Annotated in this window: 15 protein-coding genes; 5 read left to right on the top strand and 10 right to left on the bottom strand. The window is 45.3% G+C overall.

The annotated features are described in order from the left end of the window. Positions 1 to 113: 113 nt before the first annotated feature. The 4 genes from F0265_RS16025 to F0265_RS16040 form a co-directional block, all read right to left on the bottom strand. Positions 114 to 1430: a histidine kinase sensor domain-containing protein gene (locus F0265_RS16025; RefSeq protein ID WP_253809496.1), complete on the bottom strand. Its 1317-nt coding sequence runs from the start codon at positions 1428 to 1430 to the stop codon at positions 114 to 116. A 74-nt stretch (positions 1431 to 1504) separates the two neighbouring features. Next, the gene (locus tag F0265_RS16030) at positions 1505 to 2170 is read right to left on the bottom strand and encodes a response regulator transcription factor (RefSeq protein WP_038158988.1); all 666 of its coding nucleotides are present in this window, start codon (positions 2168 to 2170) and stop codon (positions 1505 to 1507) included. A 116-nt stretch (positions 2171 to 2286) separates the two neighbouring features. Further along, the gene (locus tag F0265_RS16035) at positions 2287 to 3063 is read right to left on the bottom strand and encodes an MBL fold metallo-hydrolase (RefSeq protein WP_045984730.1); all 777 of its coding nucleotides are present in this window, start codon (positions 3061 to 3063) and stop codon (positions 2287 to 2289) included. A gap of 114 nt (positions 3064 to 3177) precedes the next feature. After that, on the bottom strand, positions 3178 to 4050 hold the full coding sequence (locus F0265_RS16040) for a DMT family transporter (RefSeq protein WP_171749650.1): 873 nt from the start codon (positions 4048 to 4050) through the stop codon (positions 3178 to 3180). Positions 4051 to 4514: 464 nt separating this feature from the next. Here F0265_RS16040 and F0265_RS16045 point away from each other — a divergent pair, with 464 nt between their 5' ends. After that, positions 4515 to 4907, top strand: coding sequence for a SulA-like leucine-rich domain-containing protein (locus F0265_RS16045; protein WP_006962466.1), 393 nt, complete (start codon positions 4515 to 4517; stop codon positions 4905 to 4907). A 196-nt stretch (positions 4908 to 5103) separates the two neighbouring features. Further along, positions 5104 to 6207, top strand: coding sequence for a phosphoribosylaminoimidazolesuccinocarboxamide synthase (locus F0265_RS16050; protein ID WP_171749651.1), 1104 nt, complete (start codon positions 5104 to 5106; stop codon positions 6205 to 6207). 44 nt (positions 6208 to 6251) lie between these two features. Here the strand turns inward: F0265_RS16050 and F0265_RS16055 are convergent, their stop codons facing one another. Next, positions 6252 to 6593, bottom strand: a complete 342-nt coding sequence (locus F0265_RS16055) for a hypothetical protein (protein ID WP_171749652.1) — start codon at positions 6591 to 6593, stop codon at positions 6252 to 6254. A gap of 138 nt (positions 6594 to 6731) precedes the next feature. Here F0265_RS16055 and F0265_RS16060 point away from each other — a divergent pair, with 138 nt between their 5' ends. Next, complete coding sequence (locus F0265_RS16060) at positions 6732 to 7463, top strand: helix-turn-helix transcriptional regulator (RefSeq protein WP_171749653.1); 732 nt, start codon at positions 6732 to 6734, stop codon at positions 7461 to 7463. Here F0265_RS16060 and F0265_RS16065 read toward each other — a convergent pair. Beyond that, a complete protein-coding gene (locus F0265_RS16065; protein WP_171749654.1) occupies positions 7455 to 8024 on the bottom strand; it encodes a nucleotidyltransferase family protein in 570 nt (189 codons plus the stop codon). The genes F0265_RS16060 and F0265_RS16065 overlap by 9 nt on opposite strands. Before the next feature lie 164 nt (positions 8025 to 8188). On the opposite strand from F0265_RS16065, the gene F0265_RS16070 reads away from it, so the two are divergent. Next, positions 8189 to 9100, top strand: a complete 912-nt coding sequence (locus F0265_RS16070; protein ID WP_171749655.1) for a LysR family transcriptional regulator — start codon at positions 8189 to 8191, stop codon at positions 9098 to 9100. Here the strand turns inward: F0265_RS16070 and F0265_RS16075 are convergent. From F0265_RS16075 to gyrA, 4 genes are all read right to left on the bottom strand, one after another. Beyond that, complete coding sequence (locus F0265_RS16075) at positions 9097 to 9966, bottom strand: YjjW family glycine radical enzyme activase (RefSeq protein ID WP_171749656.1); 870 nt, start codon at positions 9964 to 9966, stop codon at positions 9097 to 9099. The genes F0265_RS16070 and F0265_RS16075 overlap by 4 nt on opposite strands. A gap of 9 nt (positions 9967 to 9975) precedes the next feature. Further along, the gene (locus F0265_RS16080; protein WP_171749657.1) at positions 9976 to 11517 is read right to left on the bottom strand and encodes a YjjI family glycine radical enzyme; all 1542 of its coding nucleotides are present in this window, start codon (positions 11515 to 11517) and stop codon (positions 9976 to 9978) included. A 152-nt stretch (positions 11518 to 11669) separates the two neighbouring features. Next, positions 11670 to 13553, bottom strand: a complete 1884-nt coding sequence (locus tag F0265_RS16085; protein WP_171749658.1) for a methyl-accepting chemotaxis protein — start codon at positions 13551 to 13553, stop codon at positions 11670 to 11672. A gap of 352 nt (positions 13554 to 13905) precedes the next feature. Beyond that, a complete protein-coding gene (gene gyrA, locus F0265_RS16090; protein ID WP_171749659.1) occupies positions 13906 to 16548 on the bottom strand; it encodes a DNA topoisomerase (ATP-hydrolyzing) subunit A in 2643 nt (880 codons plus the stop codon). Positions 16549 to 16835: 287 nt separating this feature from the next. Between gyrA and ubiG the strand changes: the two genes are divergently transcribed. Continuing rightward, a complete protein-coding gene (gene ubiG, locus F0265_RS16095) occupies positions 16836 to 17543 on the top strand; it encodes a bifunctional 2-polyprenyl-6-hydroxyphenol methylase/3-demethylubiquinol 3-O-methyltransferase UbiG (protein ID WP_043008285.1) in 708 nt (235 codons plus the stop codon). Positions 17544 to 17596 lie beyond the last annotated feature (53 nt).

A 17596-nucleotide genomic window follows, 5' to 3' on the forward strand; every position in this document is an offset into this window, starting at 1 on the left:
AGCAGTCACGCCTGTCACAACAACGACAACACTCTCTTACTTATTAAGCTACATCTTGCTTATGCGGGTATCAATACAGAAAATACTTACATCCATAATGAAAAACACAGCCATTAAGGCTGTGTTTTTATTGGGAAATAAAGCTGAATACTCAGGCCATGGGGCGAACGATTCTGAGCCCTGACCTCGCCTTTCATCAAAGTCATGGCTTCTTTGACAATTGCCAATCCTAAACCGTAGCCCCCTGACTGCTTGTCGCGTGCCGACTCCATCCGAGTAAATGGGCTGAAGATATCCTCTAACGCGGCTTCTGGAATACCCGGACCATCATCCGCGACATCAAACACTAAATACTGATTGCCGTGTTCAGAAGAGGCTTTAATCGACACCTCAATGTGCGCATCCAACCCTGCATATTTCATTGAGTTTGATATTAGATTGCTAAGACAGCGCAAAATTAAACGTTCGTCAGCATGTAACATAGGAAGAGAGGGCGCTACATTGAGAACCAGTTTTTGCTCCGCTCCCAGCTGAAGTCGGCTTTGGTTTACTTGCGTATTCGCAATGCTTTCTGGGCAGACAGGCTGAACGTCTGTCACGTAACGAGAGTTCTCTAATCGGCTGAACTCTAAGATCTCACCGACCAACTTATCCATTTCATCGACCTCTTTTTCTAGTCGGTCAACCAAAGCTTGCTCTTCTTCACCGGCTTTTCTGCGTAGTAGATGCAGCGCTAAGTTTTGCCTAGCTAAAGGCGTCCTCAGTTCATGAGACACGTCTCGAATCAACCTTCGCTGTTTCTCAGCCAGCGAATGAATCTCTTGGGTCATGCCGTCGAAATCATGGGCGAGCTGGTTAAACTCGGTAATATTGGAGTTCAACTCACTAACGACATTGACTCGAAAATTGCCCTGAGAAAGCTTGTTACTTGCTTCACGTAATCGATCAAGAGGCCTTTGTAACTTGCGCGCCAATATCTGAGAAAAAAGAATCAGCATGATAATGGCGATGATAATTTTGCTCACCGTCAGATAAACAATAAAGCGGTGAGCCGGATGCACCTCACTAGGCAGCTGAATAACCAGAGTGTTTCTTTCTCTAAGCGGGATACCTATCAGCGGTTTACTGACTTGATCATTGAGTGGTCCATCAAGCTCACGCAAGAAACGCAGCTTGAATTCAAAATGTGGGTGCATCTGACGATGAGAAAGCGGCTTGCTCTCTTCATTCAAAACGAACAGATAAAAGGGTTGCGCATTTGCCCAATCGGCTAAGTCGTCCATGTCCCCTTCTTCGATCAGTACATTAGCCTCTTCAGCTAACGTTAACATCTGCGCTTTCAGTGCTGGCGGCACTTTTAGTACCGCTTTCATTAACGCTTGCTCCGCTACAGCTTGAAGAAGCAAAATTGAAATGATAACAGCGGACATGTAGCTGAATAATTGAAAGACCAATGCATCCTTACGCGTTGCAATGGCCTCAGGGCATCGAAGAGAAAACACGGCTAGCCCCTGACAGAGTCAACAAAACTATAGCCTTTGCCACGTACTGTTTTGATGTGTTGTTTCGACAAACCCGCTTCAACCAACTTGCGGCGAACATTGCTGATATGCATATCCAGATTTCGGTCAAAGGGGCTGAGTTCTTTTTTCAGTACTTCAATCTGAAGCTCTGCTTTGGACACAACCACTCCATCATTACGCATAAGGTAGTTGAGTAGATCGGATTCTGTGCCAGTCAGTGGCACACCGGACAAGTGTTCAGCAAAACCTACGCTGCTCTGGCAGCCTGATTGGCGCTGTTTTTCCAATCCAACTCGACGGAAAATTGCTTTAATACGGGTCAGTAACTCAGGTACTTTAAAAGGCTTAGCAATGTACTGGTCTGCGCCTGCCTGATAACCGTCAAGCATAGACGCTTCATCGTTCAGTGCCGTTAGCATCAATATCGGTGTGGCAAATCGTTGGCAGATACGCTTGGCGACCTGCATGCCGTTGAGTTTAGGTAACATCACGTCAAGGAGGACGAGATCAACAGGCTTTTTCTCAATGTATTGCAGCGCGCTCTCACCACAATGAACACTCTCTACTTGATAACCTTCCGCAGAGAGTACATCCACCAGCAGTGCACACAGTTCAATATCATCATCAACGACTAGAATTCGGGACATCTTGTTATATTGCAAATGAAAAGATTTCGCATTCTAATCTGCATTATTATCAGTGACAATACCGTTCTGTATCCGCCCCTATTGTTATGCTAATTCTTATTCAATTCCGTTGTCATTTAGCGCTTTTCCTTCACGCCAAATGCCCAGAACGCGCCAAGTAAACCACGTAACTTCACTTTGGTTGCTCGCCAATGGGTAGCAGGAGTGCGCGGCGCGACTTTGAGTAAATGATCATAAGCGCTTTGATCAAACTGGACCTCGCCTCCGTGGGCAAGTAACAAAGTTTTAGGTTCCATTTCGTAAACACGATGGAGGGAATGGCGGTACTTGTTCGGATGAAAAATAGGAAAAGGAGCGATCAGTCGTTTCTTCACTTCAACCATTAAGTCAGCGACATAAAGGATATCTTGCTGCTCATGATGAAGAGATAGATCTCGATCAGTATGACCTGGGGTCTCTAGCACTTTCCAATCTTCAAAACAGGGAATGGCTTGCCCATCGGTGAGCTTAATATCAGGGTGCAGGTTTCGTGAATACCATAATTTTCGCTTAGGACGCTTCATTCTCCCAGCGACCCAGCGAGCCAACGCCAGATCCGTCAAGTGCATTAAGATGCCATCCCAACCACCGTACCATTGCTTGTCTTTCTCAGCTGACACAATTTTGCAGCCCGTCAGCTCTCTCAGCTTATGAGCGGCTCCGGCGTGATCTGGGTGCATGTGGGTCACCACCACCACCTTGAGGGAATGAAAAGGCTTCCCGAGTGTTTCAGTGATGTAGCGCTCTAAATATGGAACATCTGCCCTACTCGCCCCATCCAGTAGCATCAGTTTATCTGGATACTCGGCTAGGTACATTTTTTGAATATAACCATCAATGGTATGAAGCTTCATTCGAACTGCCAATTTAACAATGTATTTACATTTACTAATTTAGCAATAAGCCAATAAATGAACAGAGCAAATGCTCTACGATGTGACATCGGACCAGTTAGTTGGATATACGAATTAGCGTTTGAGTCTTAAGAGACGTCCATCTGTGCGGTAGAAAATCAGTGCGAGCAAAATCAGACTACACCCTAGTAGCTTGTTGGCTGAGAGCTGTTCACCATACCAGAGAATACTGAGTATCACGGTCCAGATCGGTTCAAGTAGCATGATAAGGGCGGCATTTCCTGGGTTGCTGTGTTTCTGACCAAGCGTCTGCATCACGTATCGCAAGCTGGTCGCTAGAACGGCACTGGCGGCAAACCAACCCCAAATGCTGGCATCCACACTAACAGGTATGGTTTCAAACAAAGCGGAAGCCACTAAAGCAATAACGCCAGTAACAAATAGCTGAATACAAGTCAGTGTCAGTACCGGTAGGTTTTGTGCCAGTCGGCTATTCACATTGAAATGCAAAGCAAGTAGACAGGCGTTGGCTAAGAACCAGAGTTGCCCAGCTGAACTGTTCCACTCTCCTTGTAAAGAAAGAAATGCCAGACCGGATACCGCAATCGGCATCGCAATCCAGAACGCACGCTTTGGCCGTTCCTTGTACAGCGCCCAAGCAACAATAGGAACAATAATCATAGATAAGCTAACAATAAACGCCCCTTCACCAAGGGTTTCACTGACTGCGATAGCATGTACCCAAGCAAGAAGCGCAAGCGCCAGAATACAACCGCCACCCATTGCTTGAGTGAGCTGTTTTAGGCTGAGTTGTTTGAGTGATTTGAAACAGAAAGGAAGCAAACATATTGAAGCGACCACAAAGCGTAAACCGACAAAGCCAAATGGCGGTAAACCTTGAATCGTTTCTTTGGAAAAAATCCACCCTAAACCGGCCAATGCGGTAGTGGCAACAAGGATCCAAGCGGCTTTGCTTTCTGAGTTCAATACAAATTCTCTTTAATTATTATTCTGTTAATTTGGGAATTTCCGATAGTCGCAGATTTGTTCAAGAATTACCAAGAAAAGTCCGATCCTATTTTCATTCTCAATAATATATCTACTGAGAATATGGTGGCACTTGATGAAAAGAATCCCCGATACCAAGGTCACATGATACTCAACATGTGCATTTCTTTACTTGCCGCATCACTAGACGTTATTCAAGCGCCTCGAAAACCACTGTATAACACTGTATGAAAAATAGTGTTTTAGATCACATTTCCTCATACTTCCATCTCATCACCTTGCCACAACAGGAATAAAAATTAACGCTTAAAAACAAAGACTTAAACAATAAACCTCAGATACCGCGCAAAATAAACGTACAAAAAGACAACAAATATTGCTTGATCAACTGACACAATCAAACTACTGTATAGACATACAGCATGTATGTAAGGACAGTAATTATGTTTCAGGTACACACTACAAATCGCTCAGTTTCTAAATTCAATGTATTGGCTCAACCAACGCAACCAATGAACATTGCAGACTCGACGCTCAGCCGTTTAGCAGGGTTGTCTAACCAGAAGCAATGGATCTTGTTCACTGCCGAATGCCCTCGTCCAGATTACGAACAGTTCTCTTCATACAATGTCAGCTGTAAAAAGATCATTCAGATGAAATCTTCGCAAACACAGTCCGAGTTTGAAATCGTAGTAAAAGCAATTAAATCGGGTAATGCCAGCGCCGTTGTCGCCTCAGATAATATTGAACTCGTAGAACAATCATTACTTCGTGATCTCGCGAGCCAATACCATTGCGAAGTCTTCTTTGTTGAAAGCCACAATCAATTTCACTAATTTCATTTGCACTGTCTTCTGCCTCTCTTTTCGAGAGGCTTTTTTGTTTTTAGCTAATTTCTAATTCCTAAAGAATATTTACAAGCAAACGTTTGCTTTTTCTCTGGAAGGTTAATTTAGTTCTGGTATGATTCTCTGCAAATCGATTGCCTCTCACCGGCAACCTTCCATTTTTGACAAAGATAGGAATGTCTAAATGAGTCTCGCTGATCAAGTTCTTGCTGTTAATGATGATCTTCCCATTCGTACCAACAAACCCGTTCATAGTGGCAAAGTACGCTCTGTGTACTGGCTAACAGAGGAAGACAGTCAACGTCTGATTAAGGAAAAAGGCTACGATGTTGCGGAAGATGCACCGCTTGCCATTATGGTCATCAGCGATCGCATCTCTGCATTCGATTGTATCTGGCACGGACAAGGCGGATTAAAGGGCGTTCCCGGTAAAGGTGCTGCACTCAACGCGATTTCCAATCACTGGTTTAAGCTCTTCAAAGAGAACGGTCTGGCGGACAGCCATATTTTGGATATTCCCCACCCTTTGGTTTGGATCGTGCAAAAAGCGAAACCAATCATGATTGAAGCGATATGCCGTCAGTACATCACAGGTTCCATGTGGCGCGCTTACGACAAAGGCGAGCGTGACTTCTGTGGAATTCAGCTACCAGAAGGCTTAGAGAAAGACACCGCGTTACCTGAACTTTTGATGACACCGTCAACTAAAGGCATTCTGAAAGGCATTCCCGGAGTCCCTGAAGCTGATGATGTGAATATCACGCGTCAGAACATCGAAGATAACTTTGCTGCGTTCAACTTCTCTAGCGCGAATGATATCAGCCTGTATGAAAAACTGCTGAGTGATGGGTTTGCCGTGATCAGTAATGCCCTATCCCAAGTAGAGCAAATCTTCGTTGATACCAAATTTGAATTTGGTTACGTGCACGATGCCTCAGGTAATGAAAAGCTGATTTACATGGATGAAGTTGGCACACCAGACTCTTCTCGTATTTGGGATGAGCAAGAATACAAAAATGGCCATATTGTTGAGAACTCTAAAGAAGGCTTCCGCCAGTTCTTACTTAACTACTTCCCTGACCCTGATATTCTGCTTAACAAAGAGCGCATGCCTGAACGTGAAGCTTTAGCTCGCGATAACGAGCTTCCGCTTGAAGCACTGATGGACATTTCACAGACTTATACAGGCATCGCAGAGAAGATCACCGGACAACCGATCAAACTGAGTGCCAATCCGAAACAAGAAATTATCAATGTACTGAGCCAAGAATACGGTTTGGTCGACTAAAAAATAACGCCCAAGTCATCTCTTGGGCGTCTTTCTTTAACTTACTATCCCTTAGAATCTTCTACGGCACCGTGCTCCATGAAAGCCTGAGCCAAACGCCCTACAAAACAACGGCCCGGATTATCCCCTAGGATCCATTCTTCTGGCGTAAACAATTCAAACAGCCCAAAGCTTGCCAATGCTGGAATGGCTAATTTTAAATCCTGCACAACTTCGCCACGCTCCCCTTCGTTGTATCTGATTATATTGTGTAGCATCGCCCCAACGGTTCCGGTTGGAATCTTAGTGCCATCTTTCAATGTTACGATCGGCAGTACCTGACCTTCAGCAACTATTTTGTGGTTAACCGCCGAAAGCTGCTGTGCTAGTGATGTATTCTTATCCATTTCTCAATCCTCTGTTGATTACAGTTACCTAAGGTTGCCAAGTCATAACGCTTGCAACCTCAAACACAGGGATAGAATAACGGCTAACGAACAGGCATAATTTCTTCAAATAGACATAATATTTACTTATTACGCCATATGAATTGCATTGAGTTATTGAAAATTCATCACCCAGCGACATCCGAAACCGAATGGCACCAGCATGAATATGCGCAGCTTTACTGGGTGAACAAGGGTATATTTACGATTGAAACAAGTGATCAGCAATGGACGATTACTCCCGCATGCCTTGGCTGGATTCCTCCCCATTTACAACACAGATCTGATGTTGTGGCTGACATAGAAGCTGTCATGATCTACGTACCTTTAACTTGGCTCAATGCCTTTTCGCAACAAGCGAAAGTCATTCAATCCAACACCCTTATTCAAGCCCTCATTGAGCGAATTACCCATTTCGACTTATCAGCGATGACAGAGCCTCAACAGCGACAGTTTCAAGTCCTGCTGGATGAGATTCACCTTGCCCCTGCGAGTAATCTCTATTTACCTCTACCTAAGGAGGCAAAAATGCGCCAAATCGCCGATACCCTATTAGAAACACCAGATGACGCCCGTTCGCAAACAGAATTAGCGCTTGATTTTGGTACCAGTACACGGACTTTGAGTCGGTTGTTCAAGAAAGAAACCGGGATGGCTTTTGGCTTCTGGCGACAACAAGCCAGACTCGTCAGCTCATTGCCTAACTTGGAAAAAGGTTTAAGTATCACTTGCGTCGCACTGTCCTGTGGCTACAGTAATACCAGCAGCTTTATCACTGCTTTTAAAGCGCGTTTTGGCGTCACTCCCTGTGTGTATTTCGGTTCACAGTAGTGGCGTCTCAGTGTCTAGCACAACTCGTAATCGAGGCCAGTTTTCCATCCAGCGCTTACTTTTCACCCTTTGATAAAACAATGCTTGAGAGCGCTTAGGGTTGTGCGTCACTTTCAACGCGAACAAGCTATCAAAACCAAATGATGAAAGGCACTGGTACTTCCCACTAACGAGTTGTCTAATTGCCACCGCGGTTTCTTTTTCCGGCCAGAAGCTCATCGCATCAATCAAATCCGTATATGCGCGATCACCATTGCGCTCATGCATCATGGCTTGGTTTCTAACCTGCCAGTTCGCATCCGGCATCAACTCCTGAAGCTTCAATTCGTACGCTTTATATCGTTCTGGATCGGATTCATCCAAGTCAAAATAGATCACATCAAGATCATTGAGTGGAGTCGGGGCTTCTTTGTGGTGTAGCGCATCCCACACGAGGTTTCTGACAAATCCTGCGGCTAAAAAAGCTTGAGGGATCTCGGACTTAAAAACACACGCTAAAGCGCGCATCCGAAAACTGTCTTTTTCAATCCATTGGATTATCTTGTCGCTGTAGTTTTCCATTTCATTCTTCTGAATTTCTCATTCTGCCTAATCCTAGCATGACGTGGTTAAACGGTTCCTAGATAAATCGGCCACTTACAACTGGCAGAATTTTTGATCAGGCTCGTATCTAATTTAGGCCATCACAGGTATAACTGGCCCGTCTTTCTTTTCTGGCCTTTTCAATGGATTACGTTGCCCTTTCTCGAATCAGCTTAAAGCACCTGACGGTATTGCATGTACTATTAAGTACGCACAGTGTCAGTGGTACCGCTCAAGTTTTATGTGTTACCCCATCAAGCGTCAGTAAAACACTCAGCCAGCTTAGAGAACAACTTAAGGATGAACTTTTCTATCGGGAAGGAACATCACTGGTCCCCACACCCTTTGCGTTATCCGTTGCCAAAGACGTACACAAGATCCTTGCTTGTATGAACGGAATTCTCCACCAAGGGGAGTTTGAACCTAAGAATTTTTCCGGAACGGTGTCACTTTCGATGCGAGAGAGCACCTTCGAGCTTTTTTCTGGGAGCATCTCCAAGATTGGCAGTCAGTTAACGTCAGCTAACATCCAGATTTTCGCTAAGGAACAACTTAGCTTTGATGCCCTGCTGCGTGGACAAGTTGATTTTATGATTTTGCCTCACGATATCAGCCAGCCGCCAACACGCAGCCGTGACCTAGTCTGGGAGCAAATTCAGGAGGATGAAATGGTCTGTTTGATGAGTCCAACGCATCCTCTGGCTAACCAATCGATGAACACTGAACAGTATCTCACTTACCAACACATCGGCATTTTGGATAAGGATTTGTCCGCCCCCTACTTTGAGCAAAAACTCACCCAGCAGTACACGTCGAGAAACATCGCTATCTCCGTCGCTGATTTTGGCTCCGCGGCGGTTATCTGTCACCAAACTGAGTTATTGCTGACTTGCTCAAAGATGTGGGCAGAGAAATCGCGGCAGGCAGAGACTCTGATCCAGAAGCCTCTGCCGTTTTCCTATGGAAAAGTAGCTTACAGCTTGGTCTGGAACCAAGCGAGCTTGAATGATCCCGCTCTGAAATGGCTGCACTCCCAGCTGATTAAACCGGTTTAAACATAAACACTGGGTAGCTGAATGTGCTGGTTAATCAGTGGCCGTAGAGCATCATGAAACTGCAACATTTGCGATTCATTGCATTTCGGCCACTCTAGCGCTTCACCCATCACGCCATGATGCTGAAACGCATTTAGCCGCACATTAACGTCGTCAGCCAGCGTATTAATAAGACGGGCGACTTCTGTGACTTCTTTGTCTAAGTCACTTCTGTTTGGTATTTGCAGTAAGCGAAGTTCATGCAACTTCTGCTTATCTGCCAAGTATCGTATTGAGTCAACCACCTTGTGATTATCACGCCCTACTAGCCAGTGATGTGTCTCTTCCTGCCAAGATTTAAGGTCAATCATTGCACCGTCAAGATAAGGCAGAACCTTATCCCAACCAGACTCACCTAGGTAGCCATTACTGTCAATGAAACAGGTAAGATGGCAAAGCTCTTTGTCTGATTTGATACGTTTGAATAGCTCAACAATAAAAGGCAGCTGCATTGTTGCTTCGCCACCGGATATAGTGACACCGCTGATAAACCACTTTTGCTCACTTATCAGCTCGATGATTTCTGATACCGAGTAGTAACGCACTTTAGGACTAGAACGATGTGTGCAAACATCAATGCACTGGTCACAATGCGTACATTTGCTCTCATCCCATACGACTTTCTGGTTCATGTCGAATGACAGCGCATTTTCTGGGCACCCTGCGACACAATCCCCACAGTGATTACAATAATTAATCGTATGGGGGTTATGGCAATTAATGCAGTTAAAGTTGCATCCCTGTAGGAAAAGGACCAGTCTGTTACCTGGTCCATCTACACACGAGAACTTGAGGATACGGCTAACAATGGCCTGCCTTTCGCTCATATGCTTACCCTATTTGTAAACCGGCTGACTTTCCATACTCACAACTCGTGGAGCTCTATCCAAAATCCCTGTATTGTTAGCCGCTTCAGCGCCAAGGAAAGTCGTATTTTTGCGCGAACCTTGCTCTGAGAACTTATCTATATCTGACAGTTTGATCATATAGCCAGTAACTCGCACCAAATCATTTGAAGCAACATTGGCCGTGAACTCTCTATACCCTGAATTCAGCGCCCCCTTACACAAATTAAACATCGCTTCCGGGTTTGACTTAACCGTTTCATCTATCGTCAAAATATCACTAATACCAGAGGTATAATGCTGATGGTGCTTAGCGGTTGCTTGTACATAAGCAACTGGGTCTGGTTCGGTGCCATAAGGAATGCGAACTCCCGGTGTCACTCCTTCATCAAGGCTGATGCCCCCTTGAGCATGTAGAAGCGCTTTACCTTCAAGGCCGTATTTCACCTTTGAATCTTGCACGATTTCAGCCAGTTTCTCAGAAATTAGATGGCCTAGCTCGTTCGCTTCTAAATCATGCCCATAGCAACCCTTTTCTCCCGACTTCTCCATAAGAAGATTAACCGCTTCAGCCATGCCGTAGATTCCAAACATTGGCGCAAAACGCGCTTCGTCAATCAGACCTTCTTTGGTTAAAAAGCCTTTAAAGAAATTTGACTTCTCATGCAAATGTGAGCTGCGTGAGTCCATCAGCTCGACCATTAATTCACTGTAATAAGGCAGCAATTGATTGAGAAAGTCTTCAGTGTCTGATGCTAGGTTCGCCAACAGCTTAAGATTCATTCGGACCAGAGTGTTCGACCCACCAGCCAAAGGCAGAGAGTTGTAGCAACTCACAATACCAAATCGCTTTTCGCCGTAGCTACTCGCATGCATTGGATAGTTAGCAATATGAGGTTTACTACATTCACAAATGTTTCTGGTTGCCTGACGTAACAAATCATCCGGTGTCACAGCCGGGTCATACATGAAGGTCAGATTTGGCGCGATTTGCTTGAGCTCAGCGTCTATTTTCAAGATCGTTCGACAAATGATGTTATCCGAGGGGCCAATATTAACGTGCATAAAAGCATCAGGCAGTGTTCGGTCTAGCATGATCCAGAATCGCTTGAGCTTGTGATAAATCGCCTGCTCACTTAACTCACCCACATAAGGAAGCAACACATCATCAAGCTGCCCTAGATATACCGGTATATTAGTCACTGACGGCACATGATGATAAATGATGGTCAGCAGGTTAATCGCATCGTCAAAATCACTCGCTGGCTCTAGCTCTAGATACTCAGAACCTTGTTGAAGAAACTTGGCATAATCAGGCAAGACATAGCGCGGTTTAAATGGTGCGTGACCTTCAAACATATCGCATAAAATGCCTTCTTCCATTGCAAGACGAACAGGCTCTGAAACAGGCATATAAGGGAGGCTAGCCTCTGCTTCTAAGGCTAAGAATTGATTCTTCTGTTTAGGGTTTAATTTGGCATCGGTGACAATTTCTTGTACACGCTGTTGGAAAGAGTTAAGAGCTTCAGACATTGTATATTCCTTATTGTTTTTAAGGATTTTAGATGCACACTCTCCTTGTCGACAATTGAAATATATTTAAAGCCTCTTTTCCAATTTGGAAAACCACTGTAAGCAAAAAGGCTCGGTAGTAAACCGAGCCTTTTTATTTTTGAATTAGACACTTACAGCTTAAAGCGGCCAATTTCCTGTTCTAGTTCATGAGACAGCTCCGAAAGCTGAGCGGCTTGCGCTGCAGCATCATGAGCTTCATCAGCAAGCTCGTTTGATACGTCGCGAATGCCAACTGTATTGCGTGTAATCTCAGAGGTTACCGAGGCTTGCTCTTCCGCAGCAGAGGCAATCTGTGTCGCCATATCGCTGATTTGCTCAACCGCTGATTGAATCTGAGTTAAGCTGACCGCTGCTGAATCCGCATCGGTGACACTGGTATCTGCAAGCTGACGGCTATCACCCATGATGCTCACCGCTTTACCCGTTGTACTTTGCAATGTTTCGATCATTTGCTGAATCTCTTGCGTCGACGCATGAGTACGTTGGCTAAGAACACGAACTTCATCAGCAACAACCGCGAATCCGCGACCTTGTTCGCCAGCACGTGCCGCCTCAATCGCTGCATTCAGTGCTAACAGGTTCGTTTGTTCAGCGATACCCTGAATCGTGGATAGAATCGTGCTGATGCTATTGCCGTGCGTTTCAAGTTCTTGGATAACATCTGTGGCAACTTGTACTTCTTGGGCCAAATTCTGAATCGAAGACTGAGTCTGAACGACCTGCTCACCACCATGAACACACGCTGTCACCGCTTCCGTTGAGTTCTGTGCAGTGTTATCTGCATTGCCTGCAATTTCTTGGGTTGCTGCTGCCATTTCATTGATCGCAGTTGCTACCATATTAATCTCATCTTGCTGGAGACGAATACGTGCGCTACGTTCTTCAGCATGTTCGGCCGTCTGCTTAGCTTGCTCAGACAGTGACGCCGATACATGGCTTAGCTTGGAAACCATCGCATGCATGTTGCCAACAAAGGTGTTGAAGTTCGTCGCCAATTGGCCCACTTCATCATCACTGCGAGGCTCTAGGCGCTGCGTGAGATCTCCTTCACCAGATGCGATTTCTTCAAGTGCGTGAGATACGCGTCCAAGATCGCGGAACAAGAAGCTCACCAGCCAAGAAACAACAGCGATAACAATGATTGTGATGATCGTTGCGGTTAGCAATAGGTTTTCAAGTAATGCGGTATGCGCTGCTTCTTCTGTTTGACGATCCATCTCAATGGCGAAAATCCACTGTGTGCCCGGGACCTTTTTGAAGAAGTAGAATTTCTCCTGACCTTTACGCTCAATGATTTCCATTGCTCCTGAATTCGCCGCGTGTTCAATCGCACTCATTGTCAGTTTTTTGGATAGCGTAGTGACAGGCTTAAGAGAAAGGTCTTTGTTCGGATGCGCAAGGAAGGTGCCGTCTTGCGTATCAATCAGCATCGCATAGGCATTTTCGCCCGCATCTAGGTTGATTACGTCGTCGATGAGCTGGTCAATCAATACATCGGCACCCACTACGCCCACCAATTTGCCATTGCGGCGAACGGGTTCTGCAATAGTGACCAACAGTGCGTTAGTAATAGCATCTTTATACGCTGTGGTAATGATCTGACGACCAGCGGCATTCGCATCCTTATACCAAGGACGAACACGTGGATCGTAATCCGCGCGGTTGCGCTCAGGATGAGAGCGGTACATTCCACCTTCTGGCGTACCTAGGAAAATATCATCAAAGCCACCCGCTTTACGGGCCTGTTGAAGATAAGGGACAACGTCTTGCTCTTGGCTGTAATCGTTAAACGCTTTAGCAATATCCTCACGGATGGTAATCCAGTCTGAAATACCTTCCGAGGCAGCGGTCGCTAGACTTTCTGCTCTGGCATTAACGCCGTTACGAGTTTGCTGGAAAAGTTGGTCGGCAGAAAGCCAGGTCAGTGCACTCGCCATTAGCACAACGGCTAATAAGCTGGCACCGATGAGTTTTTGTTTCAGTGACAGTTTCATGATAGTTAATATTGGTTGTGGAACAGACAGAAGCTGCGAATTTTATAGACAATTTCTCATTCATGCACGCAATATTATTGAAATATTATTTACCTGTAACTATTTGTAATAATGTTATTTTTTTGGCGTCATACCTTTGTCACCAACAGTTTTATCAATGGGTTATTGATGAGATCTATCACTCTCAATTTAACCGACTGAATACCATTAATTTGTTGCTCAGATGAGCAAAAACCTCGCGACGATCAGCGTAAACTGATGTACAACGTAGTGATTTTGGAAGGTAAGATTTCTGAATTTCAGACACAAAAAAGCCGGGTTTAAACCCGGCTTTTAAACATAACGTCAACGATTATTCTTGCTCGTCTGCGTCAGTATCAACCTCAGCGTCTGGTGTAGATTCTGGAGCGGCTTCGGATACTTCACCTTCCTGGCCTTCTACTTCTTCGCCTTCAGGCAAATCAGACTCTTCAACTTCGTCAATACGCTGCAAACCTACAACGCTTTCATCTTCAGCAGTACGGATAAGAGTAACACCTTGTGTGTTACGACCAACTTGGCTAACTTCCGCAACACGTGTACGAACTAGAGTACCAGCGTCGGTGATCATCATCATCTCGTCGCCTTCTTCTACCTGTACTGCACCAACGACGCTGCCGTTACGCTCAGATACTTTGATAGACACAACGCCCTGAGTTGCACGACCTTTCGTTGGATACTCGGCCAGCTCTGTACGCTTACCATAACCATTTTGTGTCACTGTCAGAATGTCCCCCTCGTTAGAAGGAACAATCAGTGAAACAACCTGATCATCATCAGCCAGCTTCATACCACGTACACCTGCCGCAGTACGGCCCATCGCACGAACTTTGTCTTCGCTGAAGCGAACCACTTTACCTGCTTTAGAGAACAGCATGATGTCACTGTCACCATCGGTGATATCAACACCAATTAGTGAATCTTCATCACGTAGGTTAACCGCAATCAGACCATTAGAACGTACGTTCGCAAACTGATCTAGAGAAGTCTTCTTAACCGTTCCATCACCCGTTGCCATAAAGATGAACTTCTCTGGGCTGAATTCAGAAACAGGTAGAATTGCTGTGATACGCTCATTTTCTTCTAACGGAAGAATGTTCACGATTGGTTTGCCACGTGCAGTGCGGCTAGCTTGCGGTAATTGGTATACCTTCAAGCGATATGTTTTACCACGAGTAGAGAAACATAGGATGTTGTCATGAGTATTAGCAACAAGCAGACGCTCGATGTAATCCTCTTCTTTCATCTTGGTTGCACTCTTACCTTTACCACCACGTCGCTGAGCTTCGTAGTCGCTTAGTAGCTGGTACTTAACGTAACCTTCGTGAGACAGCGTCACAACAACGTCTTCACGAGCAATAAGCTCTTCCATGTCGATATCATGGATTGCTGCAGTGATTTCCGTGCGACGTGCATCGCCGAAACCATCACGAACGGCTTCAAGCTCTTCGCGGATCACTTCCATCAAGCGCTCAGTGCTTGCAAGGATGTGCATTAACTCTGCGATTTCTTCTAGAAGCTGTTTATACTCATCAAGAATCTTCTCGTGCTCTAGGCCGGTCAGTTTCTGTAGACGAAGATCTAGAATCGCTTGTGCTTGCTGCTCAGTCAGGAAGTACTGACCATCACGGATACCAAACTGAGGCTCTAGCCACTCTGGGCGAGCTGCGTCTGTACCTGCACGCTCAAGCATTGCTGCAACATTGCCTAAGTCCCAACCACGAGCTACTAGCCCTTCTTTGGCTTCAGCTGGTGTTGGAGCGCGACGGATCAATTCAATGATTTCATCGATATTTGCTAGTGCAAGCGCCAAACCTTCAAGGATATGAGCACGCTCACGAGCTTTGCGTAATTCGAAGATAGTACGACGAGTCACCACTTCACGGCGGTGATCAACGAAGCACTTCAGCATATCTTTCAGGTTAAACAGTTGTGGCTGACCATTGTTCAGCGCAACCATGTTGATACCGAAAGTCGTCTGTAGCTGAGTATTTGCGTACAGGTTGTTCAGGACAACTTCACCTACCGCATCACGCTTACATTCGATGACAATACGCATACCGTCTTTATCAGACTCGTCACGTAGTGCACTGATACCTTCAACTTTCTTATCTTTAACCAGCTCAGCAATTTTTTCGATTAGGCGAGCTTTGTTAACCTGGTACGGAATCTCTGTGACAACAATGGTTTCTTTACCATTCTTGTCTGCTTCGATCTCCGCTTTAGAACGCATGTAGATCTTACCGCGACCTGTTTTGTACGCGTCTACAATGCCTTTACGACCACTGATAAGCGCTGCCGTTGGGAAATCAGGACCAGGAATATAATCCATTAGCTCATCAATAGTGATCTCTTCATTATTGATGTAAGCCAGACAGCCATCAATTACCTCAGTCAAGTTATGCGGAGGAATGTTGGTTGCCATACCTACCGCGATACCAGAAGCACCGTTCACCAGTAAGTTAGGAATTTTTGTCGGGAGAACTGCCGGGATTTGCTCCGTACCATCATAGTTAGGTACGTAATCGACAGTTTCTTTGTCTAGGTCAGCCAGAAGTTCATGGGCGATTTTCGCCATGCGGACTTCGGTATAACGCATTGCCGCCGCTGAGTCACCATCGATGGAACCAAAGTTACCTTGGCCATCAACAAGCATGTAACGTAGTGAGAACGGCTGAGCCATACGTACGATAGTGTCGTACACAGCGCTATCACCATGAGGGTGATATTTACCGATTACGTCGCCAACTACACGGGCAGATTTTTTGTATGGTTTATTCCAGTCATTACCTAGTACATTCATCGCGAACAAAACGCGGCGGTGTACAGGCTTTAGGCCATCACGCACATCTGGAAGAGCACGACCAACGATAACGGACATCGCATAGTCAAGGTACGAACCTCGAAGCTCATCTTCAATGTTTACGGGCGTGATCTCTTTAGCTAGATCGCTCATAGAGCCAATATCCCTCTATTTATAGATCGTATGTACAATACGTTTAAGGTGCAAAAATATAACACACAAATCAACAGTTCGGCATTACTTTCCCTCTCCTTTTATCAGGTTGTGAGCTTGGTTGTGAATCAAATGCTGAGAAATTGCACACTCTGAATTTATCTCGCTGATTAATGGCTATATTTTCGCCACCTCTTGAGAAAAGTGATCCCTTCTATGGAGAGTTGAGAGTTAAGGGTTATAATGCTCACCTGTTTCAAGGAAGTCGTTAAGTAAATAGAGTAGTTATGACCCAGTCACAAAATGTCGATCCGAACGAAATCAAAAAATTTGAAGAGATGGCCTCACGCTGGTGGGATTTGGAGGGTGAATTCAAGCCTCTGCATCAAATTAACCCGCTACGACTGAATTACGTATTGGATAATGCGAATGGCTTGTTTGGCAAAACCGTTCTCGACGTGGGCTGTGGCGGCGGCATCCTAGCTGAAAGCATGGCGAAGGAAGGCGCTACAGTGACTGGCCTTGATATGGGTAAGGAACCGCTAGAGGTGGCTCGATTGCACGCTCTGGAAACTGGCACTGAACTGACTTACATACAAAGTACCATTGAGGACCATGCTCGCGATAATGCAGGAACGTATGACGTCGTCACCTGCATGGAAATGCTTGAGCATGTTCCCGACCCTCAATCAGTCATTAGTGCTTGCGCCGCACTGGTCAAACCCGGTGGTCACGTGTTTTTCTCCACACTGAACCGAAACTTTAAGTCTTACCTGTTCGCCATTGTTGGAGCTGAAAAGCTACTGCGTATCGTTCCAGAAGGCACGCACGATCATGAGAAATTCATTCGCCCAGCAGAGCTAATTAAGATGATTGATCATACTGACCTGACAGAAATGGGGATCACGGGCTTACTTTATAATCCATTAACGGATAGCTATAAGCTCGGCAACAAAGTGGATGTTAATTATATTGTTCATACGCAAAAGTTTTAATAACAACACGTATCATTCATAAATCAAACATATAGAAAGCGGTGGCATATTGC

The organism is Vibrio sp. RE88, from assembly GCF_013113835.1.
Lineage (GTDB): Bacteria > Pseudomonadota > Gammaproteobacteria > Enterobacterales > Vibrionaceae > Vibrio.

Excerpts from the sequence above, each read along its gene's own strand:
- F0265_RS16075 (WP_171749656.1), bottom strand. The coding sequence starts at position 9,966 with ATGAGCGAAAGGCAGGCCATTGTTAGCCGTATCCTCAAGTTCTCGTGT.
- F0265_RS16025 (WP_253809496.1), bottom strand. The coding sequence starts at position 1,430 with ATGTCCGCTGTTATCATTTCAATTTTGCTTCTTCAAGCTGTAGCGGAG.
- F0265_RS16085 (WP_171749658.1), bottom strand. The coding sequence starts at position 13,553 with ATGAAACTGTCACTGAAACAAAAACTCATCGGTGCCAGCTTATTAGCC.
- ubiG (WP_043008285.1), top strand. The coding sequence starts at position 16,836 with ATGACCCAGTCACAAAATGTCGATCCGAACGAAATCAAAAAATTTGAA.
- gyrA (WP_171749659.1), bottom strand. The coding sequence starts at position 16,548 with ATGAGCGATCTAGCTAAAGAGATCACGCCCGTAAACATTGAAGATGAG.
- F0265_RS16060 (WP_171749653.1), top strand. The coding sequence starts at position 6,732 with ATGAATTGCATTGAGTTATTGAAAATTCATCACCCAGCGACATCCGAA.
- F0265_RS16050 (WP_171749651.1), top strand. The coding sequence starts at position 5,104 with ATGAGTCTCGCTGATCAAGTTCTTGCTGTTAATGATGATCTTCCCATT.
- F0265_RS16035 (WP_045984730.1), bottom strand. The coding sequence starts at position 3,063 with ATGAAGCTTCATACCATTGATGGTTATATTCAAAAAATGTACCTAGCC.
- F0265_RS16030 (WP_038158988.1), bottom strand. The coding sequence starts at position 2,170 with ATGTCCCGAATTCTAGTCGTTGATGATGATATTGAACTGTGTGCACTG.
- F0265_RS16080 (WP_171749657.1), bottom strand. The coding sequence starts at position 11,517 with ATGTCTGAAGCTCTTAACTCTTTCCAACAGCGTGTACAAGAAATTGTC.
- F0265_RS16065 (WP_171749654.1), bottom strand. The coding sequence starts at position 8,024 with ATGGAAAACTACAGCGACAAGATAATCCAATGGATTGAAAAAGACAGT.
- F0265_RS16055 (WP_171749652.1), bottom strand. The coding sequence starts at position 6,593 with ATGGATAAGAATACATCACTAGCACAGCAGCTTTCGGCGGTTAACCAC.
- F0265_RS16045 (WP_006962466.1), top strand. The coding sequence starts at position 4,515 with ATGTTTCAGGTACACACTACAAATCGCTCAGTTTCTAAATTCAATGTA.
- F0265_RS16070 (WP_171749655.1), top strand. The coding sequence starts at position 8,189 with ATGGATTACGTTGCCCTTTCTCGAATCAGCTTAAAGCACCTGACGGTA.